Origin of the sequence: Caballeronia zhejiangensis (assembly GCF_000698575.1) — a bacterium.
Classification (GTDB): Bacteria; Pseudomonadota; Gammaproteobacteria; order Burkholderiales; family Burkholderiaceae; genus Caballeronia; species Caballeronia zhejiangensis.
In genome coordinates this window covers 247,231-263,834 of record NZ_JFHD01000003.1, presented here as the reverse complement: position 1 = coordinate 263,834, position 16,604 = coordinate 247,231, and the positions used below count along the sequence as shown (strand labels likewise).

15 protein-coding genes are annotated in these 16,604 nt (G+C 61.7%); 7 read left to right on the top strand and 8 right to left on the bottom strand.

Annotated elements, in window-relative coordinates:
- The first annotated feature begins 24 nt into the window (after positions 1–24).
- Positions 25–396: a GFA family protein gene (locus BG60_RS07170; RefSeq protein ID WP_008347889.1), complete on the top strand. Its 372-nt coding sequence runs from the start codon at positions 25–27 to the stop codon at positions 394–396.
- A gap of 142 nt (positions 397–538) precedes the next feature.
- Positions 539–2,008 (top strand): alkaline phosphatase family protein, encoded by a 1,470-nt coding sequence (locus tag BG60_RS07165; RefSeq protein ID WP_008347891.1) that lies wholly within the window; start codon positions 539–541, stop codon positions 2,006–2,008.
- A 16-nt stretch (positions 2,009–2,024) separates the two neighbouring features.
- On the opposite strand, the gene BG60_RS07160 is transcribed toward BG60_RS07165, so the two are convergent.
- Positions 2,025–2,543, bottom strand: a complete 519-nt coding sequence (locus BG60_RS07160) for a GNAT family N-acetyltransferase (RefSeq protein WP_008347894.1) — start codon at positions 2,541–2,543, stop codon at positions 2,025–2,027.
- A gap of 245 nt (positions 2,544–2,788) precedes the next feature.
- Here BG60_RS07160 and BG60_RS07155 point away from each other — a divergent pair, with 245 nt between their 5' ends.
- The 5 genes from BG60_RS07155 to BG60_RS07135 all read left to right on the top strand — a co-directional run bounded on the left by BG60_RS07155 (position 2,789) and on the right by BG60_RS07135 (position 8,143).
- A complete protein-coding gene (locus BG60_RS07155; RefSeq protein ID WP_008347896.1) occupies positions 2,789–3,874 on the top strand; it encodes a linear amide C-N hydrolase in 1,086 nt (361 codons plus the stop codon).
- Positions 3,875–3,981: 107 nt separating this feature from the next.
- Positions 3,982–4,668, top strand: coding sequence for a DUF3348 domain-containing protein (locus BG60_RS07150; RefSeq protein WP_008347899.1), 687 nt, complete (start codon positions 3,982–3,984; stop codon positions 4,666–4,668).
- A 10-nt stretch (positions 4,669–4,678) separates the two neighbouring features.
- Positions 4,679–6,925 carry a DUF802 domain-containing protein gene (locus BG60_RS07145; RefSeq protein ID WP_034470969.1) on the top strand — a complete coding sequence of 749 codons (2,247 nt, stop codon included), beginning with the start codon at positions 4,679–4,681 and terminating at the stop codon, positions 6,923–6,925.
- Positions 6,922–7,569, top strand: a complete 648-nt coding sequence (locus BG60_RS07140) for an OmpA family protein (RefSeq protein WP_008347904.1) — start codon at positions 6,922–6,924, stop codon at positions 7,567–7,569. The genes BG60_RS07145 and BG60_RS07140 overlap by 4 nt, the downstream gene beginning before the upstream one ends.
- Complete coding sequence (locus BG60_RS07135; protein ID WP_033536191.1) at positions 7,562–8,143, top strand: DUF2894 domain-containing protein; 582 nt, start codon at positions 7,562–7,564, stop codon at positions 8,141–8,143. The genes BG60_RS07140 and BG60_RS07135 overlap by 8 nt, the downstream gene beginning before the upstream one ends.
- Positions 8,144–8,185: 42 nt before the next feature.
- On the opposite strand, the gene BG60_RS07130 is transcribed toward BG60_RS07135, so the two are convergent.
- The 7 genes from BG60_RS07130 to BG60_RS07100 form a co-directional block, all read right to left on the bottom strand.
- Entirely contained in the window at positions 8,186–9,169 is a 984-nt protein-coding gene (locus tag BG60_RS07130; RefSeq protein WP_008347908.1) for a transketolase family protein, read from the bottom strand.
- Positions 9,166–10,008: a transketolase gene (locus BG60_RS07125; RefSeq protein WP_034470966.1), complete on the bottom strand. Its 843-nt coding sequence runs from the start codon at positions 10,006–10,008 to the stop codon at positions 9,166–9,168. The genes BG60_RS07130 and BG60_RS07125 overlap by 4 nt, the downstream gene beginning before the upstream one ends.
- A 24-nt stretch (positions 10,009–10,032) precedes the next feature.
- Positions 10,033–11,361, bottom strand: a complete 1,329-nt coding sequence (locus BG60_RS07120) for an MFS transporter (RefSeq protein ID WP_008347912.1) — start codon at positions 11,359–11,361, stop codon at positions 10,033–10,035.
- 55 nt (positions 11,362–11,416) lie between these two features.
- Entirely contained in the window at positions 11,417–12,166 is a 750-nt protein-coding gene (locus BG60_RS07115; RefSeq protein WP_008347913.1) for an SDR family NAD(P)-dependent oxidoreductase, read from the bottom strand.
- A 93-nt stretch (positions 12,167–12,259) separates the two neighbouring features.
- Positions 12,260–13,153 carry a LysR substrate-binding domain-containing protein gene (locus tag BG60_RS07110; RefSeq protein ID WP_008347915.1) on the bottom strand — a complete coding sequence of 298 codons (894 nt, stop codon included), beginning with the start codon at positions 13,151–13,153 and terminating at the stop codon, positions 12,260–12,262.
- A 6-nt stretch (positions 13,154–13,159) separates the two neighbouring features.
- The gene (locus BG60_RS07105) at positions 13,160–13,747 is read right to left on the bottom strand and encodes a peroxidase-related enzyme (RefSeq protein ID WP_034470963.1); all 588 of its coding nucleotides are present in this window, start codon (positions 13,745–13,747) and stop codon (positions 13,160–13,162) included.
- Between the two features lie 48 nt (positions 13,748–13,795).
- A complete protein-coding gene (locus tag BG60_RS07100) occupies positions 13,796–16,405 on the bottom strand; it encodes a PAS domain-containing hybrid sensor histidine kinase/response regulator (protein ID WP_008347921.1) in 2,610 nt (869 codons plus the stop codon).
- Positions 16,406–16,604 lie beyond the last annotated feature (199 nt).

Genomic DNA, 16,604 nt, shown 5'->3' with positions numbered 1-16,604 from the left:
AACCGCAAAGGAGCCGTATCCACGATGAACCCGACGACCCTGAAAGGCGCGTGTCACTGCGGCGCGATCACCTTCGAAGTCGAAACTTCGCCGGAACCCGCCGCGCGCTGCAATTGCAGTTTCTGCCGAAGGCGCGGCGCGGTCATGTCGCCGCCCTTTGTCAAAGAGAAGTTGCGCATCCTGTCGGGCGAGGACGAACTCACGCTTTATCAATTCAACACGCAGGTCGCGAAGCATTACTTTTGCAAGCGCTGTGGAATTTACACGTTCCATCAAACGCGTTCGAATCCTGCTGAATGGCGCGTGAACCTCGGCTGTGTCGATGGCGTGGATGCGTATTCGCTCGATGCACCCGTCAAGGACGGCGCGAGCAGTTCGGTAGTGGGGCGCGCATAGCAGCGTCGCCATGTGAGTGAAGGGTGCCGGGAACGCGGCGTGCTACAACCCGGCACCCACAAGCCGTTCGCGTTCGATGTTCAAGGCGCAACCGCGTTTCCGAGAACGGCGTTCGATAACAACACTCACATGGAGCGCCGTCATGGCACACAAGCCTTCCAACGAACCCGACGCGGTACGCCGGCGTCTGCTTGCCGCGTTCGCCAGCACGGCGATGCTGTCGGCCTGCGGTGGCGGCGGCAGCGACGATGACTCGGGCACCGTCACGCCGACGAGTCCTATCGGCACGATTCCGTCCGATCGCGCGAATCTGCCGCGTCCGGCGTTGCCCGCGCCGGAGACTTCGGGCATCGATCACATCGTGCTCGTGACGATGGAAAACCGCTCCTTCGATCACATGCTCGGCTGGGTGCCGGGCGCGGAGGGCGTGCAGGCGGGCAAGCAGTTCACCGATGCGTTCGGCACGGTGCAATCGACATTCGCGCTGTCCGCCAACGCTGCGTTTGGTTATCAAGGCTGCCAGTTTGCCGATCCCGATCACGCCTACGACGCAGGCCGCACGCATCTCGCGAACGGCGCGATGAACGGCTTCCTGCTCACGCCGGATACGAACAAGACGCGCGGCGATCTGCTGCCGATCGGTTACTTCACCGGCAGCGATCTCGAGTTCTATCGACAGGCGGCGACGCAATACACCGTCTGCGATTACTACATGAGCGGCATTCTCGCCGACACGTTTCCGAACCGCGTCTATCTGCATAGCGGCGAAACGGATCGCTTGAGCGATACGCTCGATACGTCGTCGCTATCGACGATCTGGGACCGGCTCGATGCGAAGAACGTGTCGTCGAAGTATTACTTTCATGACGTGCCGTTCACGGCGCTTTACGGCACGCGTTACGTCGGCCGCTCGAAGCTCTTTTCCGATTTCCTGTCCGATGCGGCGGGCGGCAATCTGCCGTCGTTCTGCATGGTCGATCCGAGCTTTGCCGGCGAGGCGAACGGCACGTCCAACGACGATCATCCTCATGCCGATGTCCGCAACGGCCAGGTCCTGCTCGCGCAAATCTACGAAGCGCTGCGCACGAGCCCGAACTGGAGCAAGACGCTCATGATCGTCGTCTACGACGAGTGGGGCGGATTCTTCGAGCATGTCGCGCCGCCGGTCAAGTCGCTGTCGGAGGCGGAACAGAAGCTCGGCAACGACGGCCGCTTGGGTTTTCGTGTGCCATGCGTATTGCTCGGACCGCGCGTGCGCGCGAACAACGTGGCGCGCTATCCGTTCGATCCGAGTTCGATCCATCAACTGCTTGCCTGGCGCTTCGGGCTCGATCCGCTGGGCGTGCGCGCGAGCGATCCGACCACGTTCAACATGGCTTACGCGCTCGATCTGAGCGATGCGCCACGCACCGATGCGCCCGCGATTACGGTGGCGCAAGGGCCGTTCGGACTCGAATGCTCGAACACGGCGTCGACAGGATCGGGTCTCGAGACCATCGACAAGTCGCGGACGGCGAAAGCAGCGGAGGGCGCATCGCAGACGCCGACGCCCGGCGGGCGCTTCGCCGACTTGCGCGCCAAGGCAACTGCGCTGGGATTCCCTTCTTCGTGATTTCCTGATCGACGCGCTATGCACCGCGCGCGAAGTCGAGCGTCATGAGGACCGAATCGTGATACGTGCCGTCGATCTTCAGCGCACGCGGCTCGCGCGCGTATTCGACGAATCCCGCCGCGCGATACAGCCTCATTGCAGCGAGATTCTCCGGCGCGACTTCGAGCTTGATTTCGTCGACGATGCCCCGCGCGTACGCAAGCACGGCATCGACGAGCGCAGCGGCAAGTCCCGTGCCGCGCGCACTCTCGCGCACGTACATGCCCCAGAGAACGCCTTTGTGCCGGAGCTTTGCGCCCGTCGGCACGAGCAGCCCGGCTACCCCGGCTAACATGCCATCGCGGCCGTCGGCACCGAACACCGCGTGATCCGCGATGCGCGCGCCGAACCAGTCGGGCGTCTGCATGCGCTCGTCGTCATACGAAGCGCCGAACGACGTTGGATAACGCTGCAGGCCTTCGAGACGAATATCGCGGAACGCTTGTGCGTCGGCGGGCGTCAGGCGTCTGATCGGCGGGATGATGGCATTCTGCATAACGCATGCAATGAACAAATGGGGGGACATCCATGATAGCCGGGCGCCTCACATCTCCTCTTCGCAGACGGACGAATCGGAAATAAATCCTTAGCCCATGCGCCGATCGAATGTCTTCAGGTAATTGTCACCATCGGGTAATCATAAAGACGACGCCCATGTTGCCACCGGTGCGCTTTACAAAGCAGGGCGAATCCAATATTTCTGAAGGCGGCTTCACGAACCAACGAAAAGGGAACACGGCCATGACCCGTCTGATTCGAACGTTCGCTTTCCTCTTCGCGCTGGCATTGCTCTCCACGTCGCTCGCGCTTGCCTGCACGCGCACGCTCTATGTCGGCGACAAAGGCCTCGTCATCACCGGCCGTTCGATGGACTGGTCCGAGGACATGCGTTCCAATCTCTGGGTGATGCCCGCGGGCATCGAACGCGATGGCAACGCGGGGCCGCGCTCGATCAAATGGAAATCGAAGTACGGCAGCGTGGTGGTGTCGGGTTATGAAATTGGCACGGTGGACGGCATGAACGAGCGCGGGCTCGTCGCCAATGCGCTCTATCTCGCGGAGACCGATTACGGCAAGCCCGACCCGAAGCGCGATCCGATGTCGATCAGTCTGTGGGCGCAATATGCGCTCGATAACTTCGCGACCGTCGGGCAAGCCGTGTATGTGATGTCGCGCGAACCGTTCCAGATCATCGCGCCGCCCCTGCCCAACGGCAAGCCGCTGACGATCCATCTTTCTCTTTCCGATGCGCGCGGCGACTCTGCGATCTTCGAGTACATCAACGGCAAGCTCATCATTCATCAAGGCAAGAAGTACAAGGTGATGACCAACTCGCCGATCTACGATGAACAGCTTGCTATCGATACTTACTGGAGAAGCGTCGGCGGCATGGGCTTCTTGCCGGGCACGAATCGCGCGGCGGACCGCTTCGTGCGCGCGTCGTTTCTGCTCGATGCGATTCCGAAGCAGGCCGATGCGAATTACATGGCGGGCGTGCCGCAGCAGTCGTACGCGTTCCAGGCCGTCGCGAGCGTGATGAGTCTCATGCGTTCGGTGAGCGTGCCGCTCGGCATCAGCACGCCGGAGCAGCCGAATCTGTCGTCGACGATATGGCGCACGGTCTCGGATCAGCAGAACCTGATCTATTACTTCGATTCAGCGACGCGGCCCGATACGTTCTGGGTGTCGCTCAAGAAGCTCAACCTGAATCCAGGCGCGCCGGTGATGAAGCTGACGATCGATTCGGGACAGGTCTTCTCCGGCGAGACCGCGGGCAGCTTCGTCGCGACGCAGCCTTTCGCGTTCATGCCCGCGAAGGCGCCATGAGCCAGCATTTGCCTCGACGTTGTCGCGGCTCCGCACGAAACGGGGCATCGATTTCGCCCGCGCAGGTAAAATAGTGTCCTTTTGCCCCCGGTGATCCTGTGCAAGGCATGAAGCGCACGGCATTCAGCGGCCCGGCGCTCGTTCGCCTGCTGGCACATTTTGCCGATCTCGACGTTCACGAACCCGCTCAATCGCTCGCGGACCGCCTGAGCCAATGGCTCGGCTGGACCGATGCGATTGCGCTGTCCACTGCGCTCGCATCCGATCCGCCCGCCGCGTCGGGCGCGCGATCCGTTGCGCGCGAGGTGGAAGAAGAGTGTGCGCGCGTGCGCAACTCGCTCGCAGGCGCATTCGCACGCGAGGAAGCGGCCGCGCGCCGCAGGAATCGTACGCCGGTGAAGCCGTCGTCCGACGATGCGCCCATCGACTACGCGGACTTTCGTCAGCGCTATGTGTCCTTGCAGCAAGCGATGGAATCCGACATCGGTGCGCTGCGCACGCGTCTGCGATCGACACTCGCGACGAAATCGCCGGACATGGCGCGTCTCGCCGTCGTCGATGCCGTGATGGAACAGGCGTTGAGCGCGCGCGAACGCAGTCTGCTCGCCAACGTGCCCGCGCTGCTCGGCAAGCATTTCGAGCGTCTGAAGCGCGCTCAAGCCGCTGTCGAGACATCGGCGCCGAATGCATGGCTCGACGTGTTTCGCAAGGATCTGCAGAGCGTGCTGCTCGCCGAACTGGATGTTCGTTTTCAACCGATCGAAGGCTTGCTCGCGGCTCTTCGGCCCCGCTAACTGGCTCGCTATGCCCCGAAATCTTTTGAACATCGCTGTATTTTCGATTGGCCTCGCCGCGGTGCTCGGCATCGGCATTGCATACGTCACGTCGAATGCGATCGCGTTCGCCGTCACGCTCGTGATCGCCGCATGCTATCTCGCGGGCGCGGCGGAATTGCGCCGCTATCAACAGATCACCGGCTCGCTCGAACAGGCCGTCGCACAACTCTCGACCGCGCCGCGCAGCCTCGCCGTGTGGCTCGACAGCCTCGATCCGAGCCTGCGCAATGCGGTGCGTCTGCGTGTCGAAGGCGAGCGCGCGCCGTTGCCCGGTCCGGTGCTCGCGCCGTATCTCGTCGGTCTGCTCGTGTTGCTCGGCATGCTCGGTACGCTGCTCGGCATGGTCGCGACCTTGCGCGGCACCGGCACGGCGCTGCAAAGCGCATCCGATCTGACGGCGATCCGCGCATCGCTTTCCGCGCCCGTGACGGGGCTGGGCTTCGCGTTCGGCACGTCGATCGCGGGTGTCGCGACATCCGCGATGCTCGGCCTGCTGTCGGCGCTGTGCCGTCGCGAGCGTCTTCATGTCACGCAGCAACTCGACGTGAAGATCGCGACGACACTTCGCGTCTTCACGCGGGCGCATCAACGCGACGAAACGTTCAAGCTGCTGCAGCTTCAGACCGAACTGATGCCGAAGCTCGTCGATCGTCTTCAGTCGATGACGATCGCAATCGAACAGCAAAGCCTCGCCGCGAGCGAGCGTCAGATCGCGAGTCAGGATGCGTTTCATGCGAAAGCGGAGACGTCGTATCGGCGGCTCGCAACATCGGTCGAACTGTCGTTGAAGCAAAGCGTTGCCGATAGCGCGCGCGCCGCGAGCGCCGCGTTGCAGCCCGTCATGCAGGCGACGATGGATGGCATCGCGCGCGAAGTCACCGCGTTGCACGGCAATGTCGAGCAGGCGGTGGCGCGTCAACTGGAAGGCTTGTCGAGCGGCTTCGAGGCATCGTCGGCGAAGGTCGCGGACATCTGGAACGCATCGCTCGCGAAGCACGCGCAGTCGAACGCAACGCTCGTCGGCGAGATGAGCGCGTCGCTCGATCGCTTCGCGCAAGCATTCGAGCAACGTTCGACGCATCTCGTCGACGGCGTGTCCGCGCAAATGGATCGCGTGTCGGGCGCGCTGGCGTCGTCGGTTGCGAAGCACGAGCAATCGCGCGATGCGCTCGTCGCACGCATGGATGCATCGCTGGAACGCTTCGCACAGACTTTCGATACGCGTTCGTCCGGCTTGATCGACGATGTGTCCGCGCGCCTCGAAACCGCGACGGGCAACATGTCGCAAGCGTGGACCGATGCGCTCGCACAGCACGCGCGCGCGAGCGAGCAGGCAGCCGCGCAGAACCAGAACGCGTTGACGACCGCGGCGGCCAGCTTCGAGCAACATGCAGCGGCGCTCGTGCAATCGGTCGATCGTTCGCATGCGGATTTACGCGCCGAACTCGCGCAAAGCGGGGAAGAGCGCCTCGCCACATGGAGCAGCGCGCTCGACTCGATGACCGGCTCGTTGCGCGAGCAATGGCAGCAAACGAGCGACGTCGCGGCGAATCGTCAGAAGGACATCTGCGATGCCCTCGCGCAAACCGCGCGCGACATGTCCGCGCAATCGCAGACACACGCGAGCGCGACCATCGCGGAGATCGAGCGGCTCGTGCAGGCTGCATCGGAAGCACCGAAGGCAGCCGCCGAAGTCGTCGCCGAAATGCGTCAGAAGCTGTCCGATTCGATGGTCCGCGATACCGCGATGCTCGATGAACGCAGCCGCTTGCTCGCCACCGTCGAGACATTGCTCGGCGCGGTGAACCTCGCATCGAACGAGCAACGCGCCGCGATCGATGCGCTCGTCGACACATCGGCGACGCTGCTCGAACGCGTCGGCGCGCAGTTCACCGGCACGGTCGAAGCCGAGGCCGGCAAACTCGTTTCGATGGCCGCGCAAGTGACGACGAGCGCCGTCGAAATGGCGAGCCTCTCGGATGCGTTCGGCGCGGCCGTGCAGTCTTTCGGCGAATCGAACGACAAGCTCGTCGCGCATCTAGAACGCATCGAAAGCGCGCTCGACAAATCGCTTGCGCGCAGCGATGAACAGCTCGCGTATTACGTTGCGCAGGCGAAGGAAGTGATCGATCTGAGCATGATGTCGCAGAAGCAGATCGTCGAGGACTTGCAGCATATCGCCGGGCAACGCGTGGCCGGAGCGCGCGCGGCATGAACGAGGAAATCGACGGCGGCGCGGAACACGCCGCGCCGATCTGGGCCGCGTTCGCCGATCTGATGTCGGTGCTGCTGGGCGCGTTCGTGCTGATACTCGTCGGCGTGATCGGCGTGCAGTTGCAGCTGGAGAACAAGCTCGACGAAGAGGTGAAGCATCGTCAGGAAGAGACGCAGCGCCGCAAGACGCTGGAACAGGCGCTCGCGGGACCGCTCGCATCGGGACGCGTGACGCTCGTGAACGGTCGCATCGGCATCAGCGGCAGCGTGCTTTTCGCGCTCAATTCCGATCAATTGCAGCCGCAGGGCCGCGATGTGCTGAAGAGTCTCGCAGCGCCGCTTTCGACGTATCTGCGTGCGCATGAAGAGATTCTCATGGTGAGCGGTTTCGCCGACGATCAGCAAGTCCACGAAGGCAACCGCCGATTCGCGGACAACTGGGAGCTTTCAGCGAAACGCGCACTGACGGTCATGCGCGCGTTGATCGATGCGGGCGTGCCTTCGTCGTCGGTGTTCGCGGCGGCGTTCGGCTCGGAACAGCCGGTGAGTTCCAATGCCGATGAAAGCGGGCGCGCGAAGAATCGACGCGTGGAGATTTCAGCTGTGCCGCGTTCGTCGGATGGCGCGGTGAAGGCGCATGAGTAACGTGGCCTCTGCACGCGCGATACTCGAAGCATGGCGCGCGAATGGCGACGATCGCGCGAATCCCGTGCGCTTCCTTCTGATCGATGCGCTGGACAAGCGCGCGGCCGCGTATGAAGGCGAGGCGCGTCGCCTGCTCGATGAACGTGTCGCGCAATTGCTCGATGCGTATCGAAGCGATATGGAACGTGCTGCATCTTCGGATGCACCGATAAGCGATGCCGATGTGCGCGGTCCGCTGGCAACGCTGATCGCTGACATCGCCAAAGCATCTTCGATGCATGGAACATCTCATGCGGAGTTGCTCGATTACTTTCGCGCGGTATGGTCGAAAGTCAGTGCGGAAAAGCAGTTGCGCGATTCGCTCGCACAGGTGCCCCGAAACGCAGGACCGCTCAATTCGAGCAGTCTCGTGCATCGTTCGTTGTCGCTGATGCGCGAAGTATCGCCGGGTTATCTCCAGCAATTTCTTGCCTACGTCGATGCGCTTTCGTGGATGGAAGAGTTGAACGGGCCGACTGTGACCGTCGCGAAAGAAGCGTCGGGTGCGAAGAAGGGCGGACGCAAGAAGAAGTGATGAAGCGCCGCGCGATTCATCGATCGCGCGGCGTGCAGTCTGTTACGCGAGCCAGCCTTTGATCGTGCTCGACATCACGTTCGTCGAAATGCCGTAGCGATCGTGCAGCGTAGGCAACGCGCCTGCATCGAGGAACGCATCGGGCAATGCGATCTGACGATAAGCCGGCGCGACCCCCGCCGTCAGCAGTGCGGTTGCCACCGCTTCGCCGAGCCCGCCGATCACCGTATGGTTTTCCGCCACCACGACGAGACGTCCCGAGCGCTTCGCTTCGCGGACGATCGTCTCCGTGTCGAGCGGCTTGATCGTCGGCACATGCAGCACGGCGACATCGACGTTATCGGCTTGCAATGCCTTCGCGGTTTCGAGCGCGCGCATCGTCAGAATGCCCGACGAAATGATGAGCACGTCCCGGCCATCGCGCAGCAGCTTCGCCTTGCCGAGTTCAAAGCGATAGTCGTATTCGTCGAGCACGGCGGGCACGTTGCCGCGCAAGAGACGCGCATACACCGGACCTTTGTGCGCGGCGATCGCGGGCACCATCTGTTCGATATCGAGCGCATCGCACGGATCGATCACGGTCATGTTCGGCATCGCGCGCATCAGTGCGAGGTCCTCCGCGGCTTGATGGCTCGGGCCGTAACCCGTCGTGAGTCCCGGCAGCGCGGCGACGATCTTTACATCGAGATTGTCTTCCGCGATCGTTTGATGGATGAAGTCATACGCACGGCGCGTCGCGAATACCGCGTACGTCGTGACGAACGGCTGCGCGCCTTCGTGTGCGAAGCCCGCAGCCGCGCCCATCAGCAATTGCTCGGCCATGCCCATCTGGTAGTAACGCTCGGGGAATGCCTTCGCGAAGATATGCAGGTCCGTGTACTTGCCGAGATCGGCCGTCATGCCGATGATATTCGTCTTCGTGCGCGCTTCTTCCACGAGCGCATGGCCGAAGGGGGCCGAACGCGTGACCTGTCCTTCGCTTGCGATCGACGCGATCATCGCGGATGTCTTCAAACGAGTGCTCATGCTTGTCTCCCTGCTTCGAGTGCTTGCAGCGCCAGTTGCCATTCATGGGCATCGACGCGGATGAAGTGGTTTTTCTCGCGTTGTTCGAGAAAGGGCACGCCACGGCCCATCTGCGTATCGCATACGATGATGCGCGGCTTCGCGTCCTCAAGATTGCGCGCGTTGTCGAAAGCGTTCTTCACCGCATCGATGTCGTTGCCGTTCACGCGCTGCACGTACCAGCCGAATGCTTCGAGCTTGTCGACGAGCGGCTCGAACGACATGATCTGCGTCGACGGGCCATCCGCCTGCTGATTGTTCACATCGACCATTGCGATGAGATTGTCGAGCTTCCAGTGCGCCGCCGACATCAGACCTTCCCAGATCGAGCCTTCATCGAGCTCGCCATCGGAGAAGAGCGTGTACACGAAAGACTTCGAGCCCTTGCGCTTCAGACCGAGGCAGCGGCCCACAGCGATCGTGAGACCTTGCCCGAGCGACCCGCCGGACATTTCCATGCCGGGCGTGTAGCTTGCCATGCCGGACATCGGCAGACGGCTATCGTCGCTGCCATACGTTTCGAATTCCTCTTGCGGCAGGATGCCTGCTTCGAAGAGCGCGGCATACAGCGCAATTGCATAGTGACCGTTCGACAGCAGGAAGCGGTCGCGGCCTTCCCATTCGGGATCGTCGGGGCGGTAGTTCATCGCGCCGAAGTAGGCGACGGCCAGCACATCGGCGATATCGAGCGCCTGGCCGATATAACCTTGACCTTGCACTTCGCCCATCAGAAGGGCGTTGCGGCGGATACGATAGGCGCGCTCGGCGAGCGTCACCTCTTCGATAACGGGAGCATTCATGCGTTGTCTCCTTGATTAATAAAATTAGCGATTGACCGTTTTCGCGGGCACGAAGAACACGAGCGCCGCGCCGATCACGATGGCTATGGAAATGAAGATCAGGCCCGCGGTCGATTTGCCGGTGAAGTCGTTGAGCCATCCGACGATGGCAGGCGAGAAGAAGCCCGCGAGATTGGCGAAGCAGTTGACCGCGGCAATGCCCGCCGCCGCCGACATGCCGCCCAGCACAGCCGTAGGCAAGGACCAGAATTGCGACGATGACGCGAGGATGCCTGCTGCCGCGATGCTCACGCAGACGATCGATGCGCCCACGCTGCCGAGCATCGGCAAGGTGGCGAAGCCGGCTGCGGACACAAGCATCGGAATCGCGAGATGCAGGCGGCGTTCGCGACGCTTGTCGGCACTTGCACCGATCAGCGGCAGCGCGACGATGGCGCAGAGATACGGAATCGCGGTGAGAATGCCGACCCACAGCGGGTCCGCTACGCCGGTGCGGCGCACGATGGTCGGCAGCCAGAACGTGAGTCCGTATTGACCCATCACGACGCAGAAGTAGATCGCGGCCATCAGCCAAAGACGACGATCGCCGATGAATGCGCGGATCGATACGTGCTTCACCGTCTGCGCGTTGTCCTTCTCGACATTGCGCCGAAGCAATGCTTTCTCTTCGTCGCTGAGCCACTTCGCGCCGGCGATGCCGTTGTCGAGGTAGAACAGGATCGCGACACCCAGAAAGAGCGAAGGCAGCGCTTCGAGCATGAAGAGCCACTTCCATCCGGCGAGCCCCTGCACGCCCTGGAACGCATGCATGATGTAGCCCGAGATCGGTCCGCCGACGATGCCCGCGAGCGGAATCGCCATGAAGAACAGCGAGAGCGCTTTGGCGCGGCGCGCGGCGGGAAACCAGTACGTCAGATAGAGAATGACGCCCGGCGCGAAACCCGCTTCTGCGACGCCCAGCAAAAATCGCAGGACATAGAAGACTGTCGGTGACTTCACGAACACGAAGCTCGCGGATATCACGGCCCACGTCAGCATGATGCGTGCGAGCCAGTTGCGCGCGCCCACTTTATGAAGGATGACGTTACTGGGCACTTCGAACAGGAAGTAGCCGAGAAAGAAGATGCCCGCGCCGATGCCGTAGATGGTTTCGGAGAAGCGCAGATCGTTGAGCATCTGCAGCTTGGCGAAGCCGACGTTCACGCGATCCAGATACGCGCCGAGATAGCACAGCATCAGAAAGGGAATCAGGCGGCGTCCGACCTTGGCATAGGTCTTTGCTTCGAAGCTGGCGGCATCGTCGGACGATGTGAACTCAGCGCTTACCGCCGCCGCGGATAACTTTGATTTCATGTGTGTCTCCATCCATGTTCGGCGCCCTGGTTTCCAGGTGCGCCCGTACGTGCAATCAATGAATCAGCATGCCGCCGTTGACATCGAGTGTGACGCCAGTGAGATAGGAAGAAAGATCGCTCGCGAGATACAGGCACGCGTTGGCGATATCCGCTGCATCGCCGAGACGCGCGAGCGGAATGCTCTTGATGATGTCCGCGCGCATTTCGGGCGTGAGCTTGTCACCGGTGATGTCGGTTTGAATGAGGCCCGGCGTGATCGAATTCACACGGATGCCGTCGGCGCCGAATTCACGCGCCATTGCCTTCGCGAGGCCCAGCACGCCGGCCTTCGCCGCGCTGTAATGCGGCCCGCCGAAGATGCCGCCGCCACGTTGCGCCGACACTGACGACATGCATACGATGCTGCCGCTCTTCTGCTTTTTCATCTGCGGAATAACGGCTTGCGACATATACAGCGTGCCGCGCAGATTCACGTCGATGACGGCATCGAAGTTATCCGCGCCTATCTCCAGCGTCTTGATCGGCTGCGTGATGCCCGCGTTGTTGATGAGCGCGTCGATGCGTCCGTACTTATCGATGGTGGCATTGGCGGCCGCGATGCACGCGTTCTTATCGGTGACGTCGCAAGCGAGACCGAGATGGCCATCGCCCAGATCGTTCGCGGCGCTTTGCGCGTCTGCTTCCTTCAGATCCAGCACGACGATGCGCGCGCCTTGCGCCGCAAGCGCCTTCGCCGTTGCCTTGCCGATACCGCGCGCCGAAGCCGCGCCCGTGACGATCACTACCTGGTTCTCGAGCAACATCGTTGTCTCCGTTGGTTGTCTGGTGTAGGCGCAGTTTCTCCGCCTTCGACCTGACGATCAACGCAGTTTGGCTCAACTATTGCTGAGAAATTTTCAGGTATCGCCGCGACGCTCGATTTGCTGATCCATCCACGCCAGAAACTTTGCGACGCGTGGCAATCCGGCGTTTTGACTCGGGTAAACGAGATGATGCGCGCCGACTTCGACCGCGTATTCCTTGCCGAATACAGGCACGAGCGAACCGCGTTCCAGATGCCCGGACGCGAGCATCGTGCTTTCGAGCGCGATGCCGTGACCGAGCGCGGCCGCTTCGAGCGACATGTACGAGCGGTCGAATGAAAAGTCGAATGCCTTGCGCTTCACCGCGACGCCGAACTTGCCGAACCACTGCTGCCATTGAACGAGCGGCGATTCGGAGAGAATCAGACGACGGTCGAGCAGATCATCGGGCGTAGCGACTGGAAAGCGTTCGAGATAGGCGCGCGAAGCGAGCGGCGCAATGGTTTCATGCCGCAGCGTCTTCACTTCGACATCGGTCCAATGAGCATAGCCATGACGCACGGCGATATCGTAGTAACCCGATGTGAACGACACGTCTTCATACGAGCACGCGAGGTTCATTTGAATATCGCCATTGGCTTCCTGAAACGCGGCGAGACGCGGCAATAGCCACATCAGGCCGAAGCTCGGACTCGAATGAATGCGCAGTATCTCGACGGATGTTTCGCTCGATGCGCGTTCCGTCGCGCGATTCAATTCGGCGAGCGCGCCGGTGACGTCGGCAAGATATTGCGTGCCGGTCGGCGTGAGGACGAGACCGCGGCCGAACCGCGTGAACAACGGCCGCCCGACGATGCTCTCCAGATTCGCCAGTTGATGACTGACGGCCGAAGGCGTGAGGCCGAGTTCGTCGGCTGCGCGGTTGACGCTCTTCGTGCGCGCGACGCTCTCGAACGCGATGATGGATTTGAGCGGAGGAAGGCGCATGGAAGCTTACTTCGGCTCCTTCGGCACGCGCCCCATCGAAAAGAACTCGTCGTTGGGCCGCATTGAAATGACATTCGCCATGCGATTCGATAACCCGAAAAATGCGGTGATCGCGGCGATATCCCAGATATCTTCATCGCTGAAATCATGCGCGTGCAATGCCGCGAAGTCGGCATCATCCACCGTGCCCGATGCGCGGCATACCTTAAGCGCAAAATCGAGCATCGCCTTCTGACGCGGCGTGATATCCGCCTTGCGATGATTCACCGCCACCTGATCCGCCACGAGCGCGTTCTTTTCATAGATGCGCAGAATCGCTCCGTGCGCGACGACGCAATAAAGGCAATCGTTCACCGCGCTCGTCGCGACGACGATCATCTCGCGCTCGCCCTTGCTCAGGCCGCCTTCCTTGAGCATCAGCGCATCGTGATAAGCGAAGAACGCGCGGAATTCATCGGGCCGGTACGCAAGCGTGAGAAACACGTTCGGCACGAACCCCGCCTTGTCCTGCACTTCGAGAATGCGTGCGCGGATATCGTCGGGCCATTCTTTCGGATCGGGAACGGGATAGCGGCTGATGGGCTTTGGCGTCATGACGTCCTCGAAGGCTTGATCGAACGCCCATTGTAGAGCGAGAGTTCGTCAACGCGTGACTGTGAGCGACGACAATAGCTTCAAGAGGCTCTCGACATTCACGGGCTTCACGAAGTGATAGTCGAAGCCTGCCGATTGCGCGCGCAATCGGTCTTCGGCCTGGCCATAACCCGTGATCGCGATCAGCAAAGGCGTCGTGTCTCCCTTGCGACGCAAACGACGCGCGAGTTCGTAGCCGTCGATATCTGGCAGGCCGATATCGAGCAGCGCCACATCGGGCTGCAAGAGCGGCGCGGCTTCCAGCGCTTCCGCCGATGAATACGCGACGCGCGCGACATGTTCCTCCGACTCGCACAGCATCGCGAGCGAATCGGCGGCATCGCGGTTATCGTCCACGACGAGAATGCGCAGCGCCGTGCGCGTCTCGCGCATGCTCGTCTCCGAAAGTGCGAGCGCGGAATGCCTTTCGTGATGATGCAAACGCGGCAGCCGCACGGTTACCGTCGTGCCGAGGCCCGGTCCCGGGCTTTGCACGGTGATCGTGCCTTTATGCATTTCCACGAGCTTCTTCACGAGAGAAAGCCCGATGCCGAGGCCGCCGTTCGAGCGGTCGAGCGTGCGCTCGCCTTGCGAGAATAGCTCGAATACTTTCGGCAGAAGGTCGGCGGAAATGCCCGTGCCCGTATCGGCGATGACGATAGACACCGAATCGTCGGCAGCCTGCACACTCACGCTGATACGGCCTTGCTCCGGTGTGTACTTGCTCGCATTGTTCAGCACGTTGACAAGGATCTGCGAGAGACGCGTGGGATCGCCGCAGACCCATGTCGTCGCATCGGAAACATCGACTTGAATGTTTTGCGAACGCGACTCGACCATGCCCGCAATGGCTTCGACTGCGTGATATACCGCCGTGCCGACGAGAATCGGTTCGAGTTGCAAGGCGATGCGTCCCTGCGTAATGCGCGAAACCTCCAGCAAGTCGTCGACGATGCGCGTCATGTGCTCCACTTGCCGGCGCATGAGATCGATAAGATCGCGCGGATGCGTGTCGCCATCTTGATCCTTTTGCAGGAGCGCTATGGCCGTTCGCAGCGGCGCAAGCGGATTGCGCAGTTCATGCGCGAGCATCGCGAGGAACTCGTCCTTGCGTCGTCCCGCTTCGCGCAACATCAGCTCCATATGCTTGCGTTCGGTGATGTCTATCACGCTGCCGATGATGCGCAGCGGCTCGCCGTCCTTGCTGCGCTGGAGCAGGGCGCTGCCTTGCATCCACTGTTCTCCGTGCATGTTGCGCACCCGAAACTCGAAATGTCCCTCGGCGCCTTCACCGGCCGCGATGCTGCGCACATAGCGATCGAGCATGGCGCTGTCATCGGGATGCACGCGTGCGAGCGCTGCCTCATAGCTGAGCGTTTCGGTGGTCTGACGCTCGCCGCCGGTTTCGAGCGACAACGTCCACGTCGCGAGTTCCAGCGACGCGATATGAATGTTCGCGGCCTGCATCGCCACCGTGAGGCGCAAGCTGCGCGCCTCGATTGCGGCTTGCGCTTCGAAGCGCGGCGTGACGTCGGTCGTCGTGCCGAACCATTCCTGCAAGCTACCCTTGTCGTCGTAGAGTGGCGCGGCGTGCGCCTGCACCATGCGATAAACGCCGTCGCGACGGTACATGCGAAAGGTGAGCGTGCAAGCGACGCCGTCGCGCAATGCATCGAGCCACGCCTGATGCGTGCGCTCGCGATCGTCGGGATGGATGTAATCGAGCCAGCCCCACCCGGACAACACGTCCGGTGATGTGCCCGTGAACTGTTCCCATTCGCCGCCAGAAGGACGAATTTCGCCGTTTGCATCGGCGGACCAGACGAGCGCGCCCGTCGTTTCGACGAGTGCCCGATAGCGTCGTTCCGAAAGGCTCAGGCGATCTTCATCGGCGCGTTGCGTGCTGATATCGAAGCTCACGCCATAGACGCGCGTGAGCACGCCATGACGGTCGAACTCGGGATGCCCGCGCATGCGCAGCCATCGGCGTTGTCCTTGTTCGCTTTCCAGAACGAAGTCGAATTCGAATGGTCCGCCATCGCGCAATGCTTCGGTCAACTTGCGCTGAAACGGCTCGCGATGTTCGGGCGCGACGCGGTCCCACACTTCCGAAAGAAGAACCGCTTCGGTTCCCGGCGGAAAAGAATAGAGCGCGGCGAGCTGTGCGGTCATGCGTACGACGCGCGTCTTCATGTCCCATTCCCACGCGCCCATGCGTGCGCCCGCGAAAGCGGCCTGCAAGCGCCGCTCGCTGGCTTCATACATTGCCCATGCGTGACGACACTCATGAATGTCGATGGCCACACCGACCGTCTCGCCGATCTGCCCTTCCTCATCGCGCCGCGCCTGAAGATGGAGCGTATGCCAGCGGAACGCGGCATCGTTGCGTAACAGGCGCACATCGACGTTGCGAAGCAGCGTGCCGTCGCGCATCTGACGCAGTGCTTCGAGAACCGGCGGGATGTCGTCGGGGTGAACAAAAGCTTTCCAATGCTGCCCGACGAGTTCGGGAAACGGAATGCCGAGATACCGGCAAGCCCACGGATTGGCGTACTGGATTACCCCGTCTCGTGCCGCGCGCCACACAAACGACGGCAGGAAATGAGCAGGATCGTGCATGGCGTCCTTGCTTCCTTACTCCGGCGAAAAGCGTCGCCGCGCACGCCATCCGAGGCTTTGATAGCTTAGGGATACCATACAACAAAAGCGATGGGCTTCATCGCGATACGGCGATGCAGCCATCATCGCTCCGAAAGGTTATATGTAATTTATACGTATCAAAGAATGTTTCGTCTTATGAATCAGCGCGTCGCCTTAT